This is a genomic window from Gluconobacter vitians (assembly GCF_015244565.1).
GTDB classification, from domain to species: domain Bacteria; phylum Pseudomonadota; class Alphaproteobacteria; order Acetobacterales; family Acetobacteraceae; genus Gluconobacter; species Gluconobacter vitians.
In genome coordinates this window covers 251,040-264,930 of sequence record NZ_JABCQG010000001.1, presented here as the reverse complement: position 1 = coordinate 264,930, position 13,891 = coordinate 251,040, and the positions used below count along the sequence as shown (strand labels likewise).

Genomic DNA, 13,891 nt, shown 5'->3' with positions numbered 1-13,891 from the left:
TCTCCGGAAGTGCAGCTTGTTCGAGATTGATCGAACCCTGCCACACCCGAAATTACCGGACAAGCCGCAGCTGCGTCACATCATGCCGTTGGGATGCTCACCCATATCCATGCCGTCCATGATCATGGATTTGTGATGCGGATCGTCCAGATGACAGGCGTGATCCTGAAGCTCCTCACCCGATCCATGGTCGAACACATGCGCCATATCATCGAGCAGGATGAACCCGCCATGCTTGGCCGGCGTGATGACGAGCGTGTGGATGGACATGTCATCCGCCGCAATCACCCGGAACGGCGACGGATCCAGCGACGCCACGATCCGCGCCCGGTACGGATGGCCGTACAGCGACACGAGCGACCAGGTCTCGGTGATCATGTTCTTGTCGAGTTCGGCCCGCGCATAGGCCGTCAGACAGTCCAGATGGATATGCAGCTGGTCCTGTGTCCGGCCAGGACGCGAATTGATGGCCATCGACAGATGGGCGTCAGGAATCTCGAACCCGTAGGCCTGCGCCACATACGCACGCTCGCCCCAGGCTTCCGCAAAATAGTTCGGCGTCTCGGGCTTCAGCAGGATAGGATCTTCCACCCCCGGAACCCTCTGCGTCGGGATCAGGAGATACTGCCCGTGACCGATGTGATCTTTAAGGAGCGCGTAACCGTCCTTTTCGTCATAAACCGTGCACGGCTTGTGCTGCGCATCCGGCGCACAACGCCCATGCACGACCTTCCACAGCGCACCGCGGTCATGGGACTTGCCACACCCTGACAGTCCAAACACAACCGCTGCCGCCAGAAAACCAACCCTGGCTGCCGTCCCGTAATTCCGCAAACTCATTCTTCCCTAACCTGACATTGAAGCTGCATCGCAGCCGCCAGCCTCTCGAAACGACGACGGACCGCACTGCCTGCCGCCCGAACACTGCGCGCGCCCAGGATCAGCACGAGCGTGCCGTCTTCCACAAGCAGCCTGCACTCATCTAGAAGGACTTTCGTCCCTGCACAGAGTGTATAGGCCAGCCGGAGCGCCAGACCCAACTGTACCGCACGGTCGATTTCCGAACGCGACAGAAGCTGACGGGAAGGTTCGATCAAAGGAGAGTCCATCGAGACTTCATAACGCACAGCCAGCGTCAGCCCGATAAAGGCCCGCGCGCTGTGGTCGAAGCCCACGCCATGACCATGCATCACACGCCGGTATGTCTGCTCGGCGCGGTATTCGGGGTGATCGTAAGACCCGATATCGGACAGCATGCAGGCCAGTTCGCGCAGACGCTTCTGCGTCCGCGTCTCCTCGCGAAACAGCGGTGCCGTCCATTTCACGAGAGGCTCGGCCAGTGACGCACTGCGCGCCAGCCGGTTGGCCATTTCCGTCGCCAGATCCGTCATGGGATCCAGATCCGCCACCGAAGACGCCACATGGCGCATATACCAGCCTTCACGCAGCCCATCGACGCTGAACACGACCTTGGACGGACGAACCCGCTCCATCAGGCAGCGCAGCACAACGGCCGCAAAAGGCGCATCCGACAGACGCTTGCGCGGCGCACCGGGCAGTTTTTCAAGCGTACGCTTGGGCGCGCTGATAACCCAGTCCGCCATCTCGCGCGCCTCTCCTTCAGAAAGGCTGAACAGATGCACGAGGTTCAGCGGATACTGCGTGCGCGCAATCTGCAGACGGGCCAGCGCCCGGAATGCTCCGCCCACAAGATAAAGCGGCCGCCCCGTCATGCCCGGCAACCAGTTCACGGCCGCCAGAAGCTCGTTTGCAATTTCAGCCGCTCGCTCGATGCTGCCCTTGGCCCGGTCATGCAGCCGGATCACGCCCAGCTTGGTCGTCACCGCTTCGAAATACTGACCATCGGCAACATGGATCAACTCCAGCGACCCGCCCCCGATATCGGCCACCAGCCCGTTCGCTTCCGGCAGCCCACAGAGGACACCACGCGCCGCATAATCGGCTTCCTCGGTTCCTTCCAGAACTCGGATCGGCACGCCCGGCATCCGCGCGCGGATCGCATCCACGAAGTCCGGACCGTTAGTCGCGTCCCGGACGGCAGCAGTCGCAAGAACCTGAAACGGCTCCGCCCCCATCGCGCGGGCGACGGTGTGGAACCGCCCCAGCACGTCCATCGCCAGCGCCACGCCCTCTTCATTGAGGCGCCCTGTCGTATCCAGCCCACGCCCCAATTTGAGCGTGACCTTTTCGTTGAAGATCGGAAGGGGATTGCGTGTCACCCCTTCAAAAACGACCAGCCGGACCGAGTTGGATCCAAGATCGACAATGGCGGAACGCTGTGCAGATGAGGACATGAAGATCAGTCTTCCAGAATCCTGTCGGGCCGCTCACGGGGGCGATGCGCCTCCGGAAGGACCTTCTCCCGCGCAGCCGAGCCTCGGCCGGACAGGGACGGATTGTTCATGAAGTATTCGTGGGCGGAGAACGGATGTGCGCCCGGCGAAACCCGATGCCAGTAGCCGTCCCTCGTGAGCGTCCAGCTCTGAAGGTTGTCCTTGATGTTCATCGTCATGATCTGGCCAAGAATCTGCGCATGGACCGTCGGGTTCGTGATGGGCACCATGGCTTCTACCCTCCAGTCCATGTTCCGCACCATCCAGTCTGCGGAAGAAATGAAAACTTTTGCCTTGTGAGACGGCATCCGATGCCCGTTTCCGAAGGCAAAAACCCGCGCATGTTCCAGAAAACGCCCGACAATCGACTTGATCTCGATATTATCCGAAAGCCCCGGCACACCCGGCCGCAGACAGCAGATTCCGCGGATGATCCCGATGATCTTCACCCCGGCCTGCGAGGCTTCATACAGTTTGTCGATCAGCTCAGCGTCCACAAGGCTGTTCATTTTCAGCCAGATGCGCCCCGGCCGCCCCGCCTTCGCATGGTCGATTTCATCATGGATCAGCTGTTCAAGCGTCGAGCGGATCGTGATGGGTGAGAAGGCCAGCGCATCCATCTTTTCCGGGATGGCATAGCCCGTCATGTAGTTAAACAGACGCGCCGAATCCGATGATAGCTTCGGATCACAGGTAAAGAACGACAGATCCGTATAGATCCGTGCCGTGATCGGATGGTAATTCCCCGTCCCGAAATGCGCATAGGACCGCAGAGACCCGTTCTCGCGACGGACGACAAGGCTCAGCTTGGCATGCGTTTTGAGATGCGCGAACCCGAACACCACCTGCACGCCCGCCGCTTCCAGCGCACGTGACAGGCGGATATTGGCTTCTTCATCAAACCGCGCCCGAAGCTCGACCATCGCCGTCACCGACTTGCCAGCTTCCGCCGCCTCGATCAGCGCATGCACGATCGGACTGTCGCGGGACGTCCGGTACAACGTCTGCTTGATCGCCAGCACGTTCGGATCGAGAGCAGCCTGACGCAGGAACTGCACCACCACGTCGAAGCTCTCAAACGGATGATGGACCAGCATGTCCTTCGCCCGGATCGCCGCAAAACAGTCGCCGTCATAATCCAGAACGCGCTCGGGAAAGCGCGGCGTATAAGGCGGGAACACCAGATCCGGGCGATCATCCACGATGAGCTGCTTGAGATCCGTGACACCCACAAAACATGGCAGAACAACCACGTCCTCTTCGCCCACGCCAAGCTCCTCACCCATCTCGCGGCCCAGCGCCTCAGGCAGCTTGCGGTCCAGCGCAAGATGGATGCACACGCCGCGACGACGCTGCTTCAGTGCCGTTTCGTAGGAGCGGACCAGATCCTCGGCCTCGTCCTCGAACTCCACATCCGTATCGCGGATCACGCGCAGCACACCGGCCGCGCCGATCGCCAGCCCCGGGAACAGACGCCCGGCAAACAGCGTGATCAGGTCTTCAAGCAGCACAAACCGGATCTGGTCCGGCGTCTCCTGCCCTTCCTTCAGACGCGCCGGCAGCCGCAGGAAACGCGGCACCTGCGCCGGCAGCAGGATCAGACCATCCATGACATGCATGGAAGAGGCCGGGTCCTTGAGGCGCATCAGCAGCGCCAGCCCCATATTGGGAATGAATGGCAGCGGATGGGACGGATCGACCGCCATCGGCGTCAGAACCGGAAAAACCCGCTCATCAAACAGCGTGGACAGCTGCGCCAGATCGGTCGCATCCAGGGAGTCGGTCGTCAGAACGACAATGCCCGCATCCTTCAGCTCGCCTTCCAGCACATGCCAGACCCGCTGCTGCTCGGCCAGAAGATGCCGCGCCTTCTGTCGCACCTGCGCAAGCTGCTGGGCCGGCGTCAGCCCGTCCGGACTGCGGACAACCATGCCCTCGCGCACCTGCCCCACAAGCCCCGCCACACGCACGGAATAGAACTCGTCGAGATTGCTGGAACTGATGGACAGGAACCGCACCCGCTCCAGAAGCGGATTGCGAGTGTTCTCAGCCTCATCAATGACGCGCTGGTTGAAGTCCAGCCATGATAGTTCCCGGTTGAGGAACCGCTCCGGCGAGGTCGGCATATGCGCGTAATCTTCGGCCTTGGCAGCAGCCGTCTGACGACGCCGGCTCCGGTTCTGGGTCGGCGTTACTGCACTGCGGGGCTTGCGGGGAGAGCGGCGGCGCGGAGCGGGCCGGGAATCTTCAGTCGTCACGATGGGGTCTTCCGGAACACACAGAAATACGGATCGCACAAAAGGTCATGCCGCAGGATAGGCATGTCAAACGGAGTTTTTGTGTCACTCCCATGACGCTCACCCCTCAGGCGTCAGCAGATCCGGCAGCATTTCCATCGCCAGCGCCCGCGTAATCGGCTGCTTGCGCGCCAGAGCCGCCTCATCCAGCCGTTCAACCGCCGAAACCAGCGCATTGCCCGTCCGCGGCAGATGCCGCCACAGCCATTCCGTCACAGATTGTGACACCACAAGCTGCCGGTCCGCCAGCAGCGACAGAAGCAGCGTCGCCCGCAGATCGTCCTCCGGCTCCCCGGTGGCCGTGGTCGCGGTCGCCCGCAGACGGCTCGCCAGATCCGGCAGCATGAAATGACTGCGCGACGGCGGAAGTTGCCCCGCCATCAGAACCCGGTCCCCCTGCGCAAACGCATCGTTCAGCAGATGCAGCATGGTCGCCTCATCGCCGGGCGAATCGGCATTGTCGATCGCAAGATTGCCCTGCACCCGGATCCGCCCACCCGCAGACGACCTGGAAAAGAGACGCGCATCCAGTACCGTCGCATCATGCTCATGCGCCCAGGCCGTCAGAAGATGCGTCTTCCCCGTCCCCGATGGCCCCCAGAGCCAGAGCCGCCCGTCAGGCCACTGGCTCCGCGCCAGCCAGGCCCGCGCAGCCGCGTTGGACGGCCCGTTGATGAAACGCTCGGACGTCATGGCCGTCACACGACGCAGCGGAAACGCCATCTGCGCGGACGCATGTCCTCCTGCGGCCCCGCCCGCATCCCGTTTTGTCATCCCAGGTCCCTTTTTCATGCCGTTACGCCTTCAAACAGGCGTTCCGCCAGCGCGCAGGATGCTCTAGAACGGCGTCACGTCAACCAGCGGGAACCTTCGACCATGACCGATCAGCCTGACATCTCCCCCGGCACGAGCAGCGGCGCAAGCTACGCACAGGCCGGCGTGGACATCGCCGCAGGCGATGCGCTGGTCGATGCGATCAAGCCCGCAGCCAAGGCCACGAACCGTCCCGGCACCATGGGTGGCCTCGGCGGCTTCGGCGCCCTGTTCGATCTCAAGGCCGCAGGCTTCACCGATCCCGTCCTCGTCAGCTGCACCGACGGCGTCGGCACCAAGCTGATGGTCGCCATCGAAGCCGGCAAGCATGACGAAGTCGGGATCGACCTCGTTGCCATGTGCGTCAACGATCTCGTCGTGCAGGGCGCCACCCCGCTGTTCTTCCTGGACTATCTCGCCACCGGAAAGCTCTCCGTCGAGGCTGCTGCCACGGTCGTGAAGGGCATCGCCAAGGGCTGCGCCGAGTCCGGCTGTGCCCTCGTCGGCGGTGAAACGGCTGAAATGCCCGGCATGTACGCCCCCGGCCATTACGATCTCGCAGGTTTCAGCGTCGGCGCGGCAGAGCGGAACAACCTGCTCCCCGCCAACATCGCCGAAGGCGACACGCTGATCGGCCTGCCCTCGTCCGGCGTCCATTCCAACGGCTTCTCGCTGGTCCGCGAAGTCGTGCGCCGCTCCGGCCTCGGCTGGAACGACCCCGCCCCCTTCGCCGAAGGCCACACCCTCGCCGAAGCCCTGCTGACGCCCACGAAACTCTATGTCCGCACGGTTCTGGACCTGCACGCCAAGGGCCTGCTCCACGGCTGCGCCCACATCACCGGCGGCGGCCTGCCCGGCAACCTGCCCCGCGTCCTGCCCGAAGGCCTCGGCGTGCGCATCGATGGCTCCGCATGGATCGTCCCGCCCGTGTTCCGCTGGCTGGCCGAAACCGGCAATGTCGCCGCTGACGAAATGCTCCGTGTCTTCAACTGCGGCATCGGCATGGTGCTCGTCACGTCCGAGCCCGAGAAGGTCATGGCGGACCTGGATGCGCGTGGTGAAACCGGCTTCCTCATGGGCCAGATCGTCCGCTCCGACGACGCCTACACCCTGACCGCACCGGTCTCCTTCGCATGAAGAAGCCGCACACCAGAACCAGAGCGAAAGCTCCGGCCAAAAAGATCGAGAAGGTTCCCATCGCGATCCTCATCAGCGGCCGCGGCAGCAACATGCGCGCCCTGATCGAGGCCTGCGCCCGCCCGGACTACCCGGCCGAAATCGTGCTGGTCCTCAGCAACCGCCCGGATGCTCCGGGCCTTGAAGTCGCCGAAGAAGCGGGCCTGAAAACCCTCGTCATCGACCACAAACCGTTCGGCAAGGACCGCGAGGCCCACGAGCGCGAAATCGATGCTGCCCTTCAGGCTTCCGGCGCCATGCTGGTCGTCCTCGCAGGCTATATGCGCGTCCTGACGCCCTGGCTGGTCAAAGCCTGGGAAGACAGGATGCTCAACATCCACCCAAGCCTCCTGCCCGCCTTCCCCGGCCTGCACACCCACGAAGCCGCCATCAAGGCCGGCGTAAAAGAGCATGGCTGCACAGTCCATCTCGTCACATCCGGCGTGGACGAAGGCCCCATCCTCGGACAGGCCAGCGTTCCCGTTCTGGAAACCGACACGCCCGAAACCCTCGCCGCCCGCGTTCTGGAGCAGGAACACCTGCTTTACCCGGACGTGCTGGAAATGATCTGCGACGTCTTCGCGAAATAAAGCAGCTTCGGAAAGAGTGGTCCCTTTACGGCTTCGCGTAAGCGTAAGGGCCACCCTTTTCGATCGCCCGGCGATAGGCCGGACGGGCATGAATCCGTTCCAGAAACGCCCGCACATTCGGCCGCCCGAGCAGCGCCCCCGCCCGTGAGGCAGCGGCCTCAATCGGAAAACTCATCTGAATATCCGCTCCGCTTAGATCCGTTCCGGCGAACCAGCCGGTTTTTGCAAGCTCGCTCTCCCAAAAATCCATGTTCAGACGCAGTTGCGGGTCCACAAATCCCTTCTGGGTTTCTGACGCAATTTTCCTGACCAGAGGCCGCAGCAGGAACGGCACCTTCTCCGGCAACATCTGGAAAATCAACTTCAGCAGAAGCGGCGGCATGGCAGACCCTTCCGCATAGTGCAGCCAGAACACGAACCGCACCCAGTCAGACGTCTCCTCCGCCGGCATCAGACGCCCATTGCCATACCGTTTGAGAACATATTCGATGATGGCTCCCGATTCCGGCAGCACCACATCCCCGTCCACCAGAACAGGCGCCTTCCCCAGCGGATGCACCCGCTTGAGTTCCGGAGGTGCAAGCATCGTTTTCGGATCGCGTTTATAAAACCGGATCTCGTAAGGCAGCTCGAGTTCTTCAAGCAGCCAGAGAATACGCTGGGACCGGGAATTGTTCAGATGATGGACGACAAGCATCGGGCTCTCCCTTGATCGGGAGCTAACGGTTGCAAGCAGCACGAGGTTGCCCCAGCCCTTGAGAGCAAAGGCGGAGCAACAAAAAAAGCGCGGACCGAAGCCCGCGCCTTTCCTTCAGGACAGAAAGCCCCAACCGCAGATTACGGCAGGATTTCGGTCTCGGCGAAGAAGAAGGAGATCTCGTTCTTCGCGTTCTCGAGGCTGTCCGAACCATGCACGGAGTTGGCTTCGATGCTCTCAGCGAACAGCTTGCGGACGGTGCCTTCAGCAGCGTCGGCCGGGTTCGTCGCACCCATGACTTCGCGGTTCTTGGCAACGGCGTTCTCACCCTGCAGAACCTGAACGACAACCGGCTCGGCGATCATGGAGGACACGAGGCTGCCGTAGAACGGACGCTCCTTGTGAACCGCATAGAAAGCGCCAGCCTGCTTCTCGGTCAGCTGGATGCGCTTCTGGGCAACGATGCGCAGGCCAGCGCCTTCGAAAACGGCATTGATCTTACCGGTCAGGTTACGCTTGGTTGCGTCGGGCTTGATGATGGAAAGCGTGCGCTCGAGAGCCATCTTTCTTCTCCTGGTTAGGACCGGCCCCTTCCGGGACCAGCGGGTAAATACCGCCGTTCCACTAGAGCAAATTCATCGTTCCTGATAGGTCTGTCGCAGTATTTTAACGTCCCCTGTTTCTTTTCTTCCGACTGATCGAGGCGCCCGTGAGCCTGCTCACCATCACCGACCTGACCCTCCGCATCGCGGGCCGCACCCTGCTGGACAATGCGTCCCTCAGCGTGGATCCGGGACGCAAGATCGGTCTGATCGGCAAAAACGGCGCCGGAAAATCCACCCTTCTGGCCGCAATCGCTGGTGATTTCGCCCCCGATGGCGGCACCATTACGCTCGCCGCTCGTGCCACGATGGGCCGCGTCAAACAGGAAACACCTTCGGGCAGCACATCCATCCTCGATACGGTTCTCGAAGGCGATCTCGAACGCACGCGCCTGCTCACAGAGGCCGAGACCGCGACCGACCCGGTCCGCATCGCTGACGTGCACGAACGCCTCATCGCCATCGACGCCTACACAGCCCCCGCCCGCGCCGGTGCCATTCTCTCAGGCCTCGGCTTCGATCAGGACGCCCAGAACCGCGCCGTCTCGGACTTCTCGGGCGGCTGGCGGATGCGCGTGTCGCTGGCCACAGCGCTGTTTCTGAACCCCGATCTGCTGCTGCTCGACGAACCGACCAACCATCTCGATATCGAAGCCACGCTCTGGCTGGAATCCTGGCTTGCGAAGTTCTCCGGTGCGGCCATCATCGTCAGTCATGACCGCTCCCTGCTCGACAACACCGTCGATGCCATCGCCCATCTCGATCACCAGAAAATCAGCGTCACCCCCGGCGGTTACGACAATTCCGTCCGCATCCGCACGGAACAGGCCCTCCAGCAGAACCGCGCCGCCGAACGCATCGCCGCCCAGCGCGCCCATATGCAGTCTTTCGTGGACCGTTTCCGCGCCAAGGCCACCAAAGCCAAACAGGCGCAGGCGCGCCTGAAAGCCCTCGAACGCCTCCCCCAGATCGACAGCGTCGTGGAAGACACGCCCACCCGCTTCTCTTTCCCCGAGCCGCAGCCCCTGCCCCCGCCAATGCTGAGCCTGAACAATGTCAGCCTCGGCTATGACGGTCGCGTCGTGCTCAAGGGCCTGAACCAGCGTCTGGACATGGAAGACCGGATCGCCCTGCTCGGCCAGAACGGACGCGGCAAATCCACCTTTGCCAAGCTGCTGGCCGGTCGGCTGGAGCCCATGTCCGGCACCTACACCCATTCACCCAAGCTGAAGATCGGCTATTTCGCCCAGCACCAGAGCGACGAACTTGTCCTCACCGACACGCCCATCGACCATATGAGCCGCGCCATGCCGGACGCGCTTCCTGCCGCCGTCCGCGCCCAGCTCGCCCGGTTCGGCCTCGATGAAAACCGTGCGGAAACCAAGGTCGGAGAGCTCTCGGGCGGCGAAAAAGCTCGCCTACTCCTCGCTCTCTCCACCCGCGAAGCCCCGCACTTGCTGATCCTCGATGAACCCACCAACCATCTTGATCTCGATGCCCGTGACGCCCTGATCCGCGCCCTGTCGGAGTTCGAGGGTGCGGTCGTCCTCATCAGCCATGACAGCCATCTCGTGGAATCGGTCGCCGACCGTTTCTGGCTGGTCGAAGACGGCACGATCGCCCCCTTCGAGGGCGACATGGCCGAATACCGCGCCTGGCTCATCGAGCGAGCCCGCAAGGCCCGCACCGAAATGGCCGAGCGCAACAAGGCCGCCACGACATTAGAAAACAGCGGCTCCTCATCCGCCCAGAAGCGGATCGACCGCAAGGAACAGACCCGCGCCCTCGCCCCCCTGCGCCGCAAAATCCGCGACGCGGAGAGCAAAATGGCCCAGCTCACCAGCGAAAAGACGAAAATCGAGACCAGACTCGCCGATCCGGCCCTCTATCAGTCCGGCGATGCCGCGGAAGTGACGTCCCTGAACGTCCATCTCGCCGCGCTCAACGCCAGCCTCGAAACCGTCGAGGAAAGCTGGCTCGAAGCCCAGGCCGAGCTTGAGGACGCCACAGGCTGACGTCCTGCCATTTCCTTGACAGGAAACTTTTAACAAAAATAATTTGTTATTTGTTAACCACTGTGAGAAATGCAAGATCTCCAGTGGGTTAACGCCTTGTGCTGGTCTTTGTCGTACCAGCCTCAAGACGGCTCTGCCCCGGATGACCCGAGCAGGTGGCATTTCCAGTCCGACATGTGGGTCTCGGAATGGAAAAAAGCTCCGGCTCCCGAAAACCCCATTTTCCAGAGGATTCAGAACATGACCCGCGACTATTATTCCTCATCCGACTGCTATTATGGCCGTCCCTCCAATTCTCCCTCCTACGGCGCGCATGGCTGTTCCTACAAGCCGCATCACGCCCAGTCGGCTTCCGGCCTGACCGTCAGTGGCTGTGGCCGGACCCTGTATGTCCTTGATGGCGATTCCGTCACGAAGACATCCGTCCTGAATGGCGGAACTGTCATTGTCGGATATGGCGGGTCATCAACTGACGCCACGATCGGCAATAACGGCCTTCAGGCTGTCATCTACGGCGGCACCTCCTCTGGTACGACCGTCCAGAACGGTGGCCTCGAAGTCGTCTATGCCGGCGGACGCACGGCCAAGACTGTGCTGAACGGCGGCGATCAGGTCGTGTTCGGCGGAACGGCCAGCAACACCACGGTCAACAAGGGCAGCACGCAGTATGTCCTGACGGGTCTGGCCAACGGCACGAGCATCAATAACGGTGGCACGGTCGCCGTTTCCAGCTGGGGCGCCATCAGCAACGCCTCCGTCTATAACGGCGGCAAGCTGGTCGTGAACTTCGGTTCCGTTGTGCAGAACACCAAGCTCTATACGGGCAGCACGCTGGACCTGAACTTCCTGCGCTATAACAGCTGCACGACGGCCACGATCAGCAACGACTATCTGGTCATCAGCAGCAACCACGGGAAGATCGCCTTCAAGCTGGCCGACAACTATAACGGCTATGCAAACCAGACCGTGACCCTGTCCCGCGACAGCGATGGCAGCACGCTCGTCCACCTCCAGGAAGTCTGCTTCCTGCCCGGCACGCTGATCGCAACGCCCGATGGCGAGCGTACGGTTGAGACGTTCGAGATCGGTGACAGCGTTGTCACTCCCGAAGGCGAGACCCGCACCGTCACCTGGGTTGGCCGCGCCCATGCCCGCATCCGCGCCGGCTTCCCCGACGATCAGGCCGGCTATCCGGTCCGTATCCGCGCCAATGCCATCGCCGATGGCGTGCCGCATTCGGACCTACTGGTCACCGGTGAACACTGCCTGTTCCTCGATGGCGGCTTCATCCCGGCCCGTATGCTGGTCAACGGCGCTTCCATCGCCTGGGATCACAGCATCACGTCATACGACTACCTGCATATCGAAACGGATGGCCATTCCGTCATTCTCGCCAACGGCCTGACGACGGAATCCTATCTCGACACCGGCAACCGCCGCAGCTTCACGCAGAGTGGCCGCGTTGTCGCCTTCGGTGGCGCCCCGGCCAGCTGGGAACATGACGCCGCTGCCGAACTCGTGACGGACCGCGCCCGCGTCGAGCCGATCTGGACAGCCATCGCTGCCCGCGCCGGTGTTGCCGCTGACAGTATCGCCACGACCACGGAGTCCGGCCTGCACCTGGAACTGCCCTGCGGAACGCTGCTCGCACCGCGCCGCATCGCAGGTGACCGCGCCGTGTTCAGCCTGCCGGATGGTGTCAGCGATGTCCGCATCGTCTCCCGCACCAGCCGCCCCTGTGACGTGGTTGGCCCGTTCCTCGACGACCGCCGCGACCTCGGTGTTCTGGTCGGTGACGTGACGCTGTTCGAAAGCGCCGCCACCCGCCAGGTCACGAGCCATCTCACGACGGACGCCGATGGCTGGCATGGCCGTGAAGCTGCAGCCATGCGCTGGACAGCGGGCAATGCCGACCTCAGCCTCAACACCATGACGGCAGCGGTCCTGACCCTGCAGATCGTCGCTGCAGGCCCCTATAGCGTCGAAGACGACGCCGCTCCGGTCGCCCTGCGCGCCTGAGCCACAACCGGGCTTCGGACATCTTGTCCGGAGCCCGGATTTCATCCGGGTCCACAGATGGTGTCCGCATGGACCGACTCTGAAGATGGGGACCCCATTGACCCCCTTTCCCGCTGCCCATAAGCCAGTCCGCAATGACTGACCAAGGACAGACCCCTTCCATGCCCATATCCTTTTCCGATCCGGCAGAACGCAGCGAGACGGAACCTCGCGCGCGGGAACTGTCCAGAATTGCCGGGCTCATGCGCATCACGCTGGCCCTGACCCTGATGCTGCTGGCCATCTGGCTGATCGGCGACGTCCTTGCCGTAATCTTTGCCTCGGCTCTCGTGGCGATCGTTCTGCACGGTCTTGCCCGCATGCTCCGGCGTCACGTTCCCGTCATTCCCTATCAGGGCGCGGTTGCCCTCGTAACAGGTGTGATCCTGATTGCCGTGATTGGCCTGGGCTGGAACAGCGGTCCCGCCATCAGCGACCAGTTCATCCGCCTCAAACAGGCCCTGATCACCCAGTCCGGCGAACTCCGCTCCCATCTCTCCGGCTCCACAGTCGGCCAGATGGTGCTCGATCACCTGCCGTCTTCGCTGGGTGGCAACGCCGCTGGAACAGCCAATCTCGGGTCACTGGGATCAGGCCTCGCCGGATCGGTCACCGGCCTGCTCAGCAGCGTCTTCGGTATCCTCGGCACGCTTCTGGTCGTCCTGATCGCAGGCCTGTATTTCGCACTCACCCCGGCGATCTATATCGACGGAATGCTTCGTCTCGTGCCGCCCCAGCATCGTCCCGCCGCACGGGAACTGATGCTCACAGCCGGAGCGACCCTCTGGGCTTGGACCGCCGGGCAGGCGCTGGACATGCTGGTCGTTGGCATGCTGTCGGGGATTGGCCTGTCCCTGATTGGCGTACCGCTTGCACTGGCGCTCGGCGTCGTGGCGGGGCTGTGCAACTTCATCCCCTATATCGGCGCCATCCTCGGCGCGGTTCCGGCCGTGCTGCTGGGGCTTTCGCTCGGGACGCACGAAGCCCTGTTCGTCGGCATCCTGTACTGCGTGATCCAGTTCTTCGAAGGCAACGTCCTCGCCCCGCTGATCCAGCGTCGCGCCGTGCACATGCCCCCCGCACTGGCCATTCTTTCGCAGACGGTCTTCGGCTCGATCCTCGGCGCGCCCGGTCTGATCCTGGCCTCCCCCATCACGGCTGCACTGCTGGCCATGGGCGACAAGGCCACCGCCCCGCTCGAGGACGAAAACCAGACCCGCCGCGCTGTCGGCGAAGTCACGGAACAGGAAGAAAAACAGAAGAAGTAAGTCTTCTTCACAAGGATAAAA

The 13,891-nt window shown here is 62.6% G+C and carries 11 protein-coding genes; 5 read left to right on the top strand and 6 right to left on the bottom strand.

The features are described 5' to 3' along the window. Positions 1–75: 75 nt before the first annotated feature. The 4 genes from HKD24_RS01280 to HKD24_RS01265 all read right to left on the bottom strand — a co-directional run bounded on the left by HKD24_RS01280 (position 76) and on the right by HKD24_RS01265 (position 5,425). On the bottom strand, positions 76–840 hold the full coding sequence (locus HKD24_RS01280) for a CDP-diacylglycerol diphosphatase (protein ID WP_194258647.1): 765 nt from the start codon (positions 838–840) through the stop codon (positions 76–78). Then, a complete protein-coding gene (locus HKD24_RS01275) occupies positions 837–2,315 on the bottom strand; it encodes a Ppx/GppA family phosphatase (protein WP_194258646.1) in 1,479 nt (492 codons plus the stop codon). Before HKD24_RS01275 ends, HKD24_RS01280 begins: the two co-directional genes overlap by 4 nt. Before the next feature lie 5 nt (positions 2,316–2,320). Next, the gene (locus HKD24_RS01270) at positions 2,321–4,480 is read right to left on the bottom strand and encodes an RNA degradosome polyphosphate kinase (RefSeq protein WP_407646338.1); all 2,160 of its coding nucleotides are present in this window, start codon (positions 4,478–4,480) and stop codon (positions 2,321–2,323) included. 231 nt (positions 4,481–4,711) lie between these two features. Next, positions 4,712–5,425 (bottom strand): DnaA/Hda family protein, encoded by a 714-nt coding sequence (locus tag HKD24_RS01265; RefSeq protein ID WP_194258644.1) that lies wholly within the window; start codon positions 5,423–5,425, stop codon positions 4,712–4,714. Positions 5,426–5,527: 102 nt separating this feature from the next. Between HKD24_RS01265 and purM the strand changes: the two genes are divergently transcribed. Both purM and purN read left to right on the top strand, forming a co-directional pair. Beyond that, positions 5,528–6,601, top strand: coding sequence for a phosphoribosylformylglycinamidine cyclo-ligase (purM, locus tag HKD24_RS01260; protein ID WP_194258727.1), 1,074 nt, complete (start codon positions 5,528–5,530; stop codon positions 6,599–6,601). Next, positions 6,598–7,230, top strand: a complete 633-nt coding sequence (purN, locus tag HKD24_RS01255) for a phosphoribosylglycinamide formyltransferase (RefSeq protein ID WP_194258643.1) — start codon at positions 6,598–6,600, stop codon at positions 7,228–7,230. Before purM ends, purN begins: the two co-directional genes overlap by 4 nt. A gap of 25 nt (positions 7,231–7,255) precedes the next feature. Here purN and HKD24_RS01250 read toward each other — a convergent pair whose 3' ends face one another. Together HKD24_RS01250 and ndk are read right to left on the bottom strand one after the other, a co-directional pair. Further along, positions 7,256–7,927 carry a glutathione S-transferase gene (locus HKD24_RS01250; RefSeq protein ID WP_194258642.1) on the bottom strand — a complete coding sequence of 224 codons (672 nt, stop codon included), beginning with the start codon at positions 7,925–7,927 and terminating at the stop codon, positions 7,256–7,258. 140 nt (positions 7,928–8,067) lie between these two features. Then, the gene (gene ndk / locus HKD24_RS01245) at positions 8,068–8,490 is read right to left on the bottom strand and encodes a nucleoside-diphosphate kinase (protein WP_011253445.1); all 423 of its coding nucleotides are present in this window, start codon (positions 8,488–8,490) and stop codon (positions 8,068–8,070) included. Positions 8,491–8,636: 146 nt separating this feature from the next. Between ndk and HKD24_RS01240 the strand changes: the two genes are divergently transcribed. The 3 genes from HKD24_RS01240 to HKD24_RS01230 all read left to right on the top strand — a co-directional run bounded on the left by HKD24_RS01240 (position 8,637) and on the right by HKD24_RS01230 (position 13,870). Beyond that, positions 8,637–10,544, top strand: a complete 1,908-nt coding sequence (locus HKD24_RS01240; protein ID WP_194258641.1) for an ABC-F family ATP-binding cassette domain-containing protein — start codon at positions 8,637–8,639, stop codon at positions 10,542–10,544. 240 nt (positions 10,545–10,784) lie between these two features. Continuing rightward, positions 10,785–12,563, top strand: a complete 1,779-nt coding sequence (locus HKD24_RS01235) for a Hint domain-containing protein (RefSeq protein ID WP_194258640.1) — start codon at positions 10,785–10,787, stop codon at positions 12,561–12,563. Positions 12,564–12,724: 161 nt separating this feature from the next. Beyond that, positions 12,725–13,870 (top strand): AI-2E family transporter, encoded by a 1,146-nt coding sequence (locus HKD24_RS01230; protein WP_194258639.1) that lies wholly within the window; start codon positions 12,725–12,727, stop codon positions 13,868–13,870. The last annotated feature ends 21 nt before the right edge of the window (positions 13,871–13,891 follow it).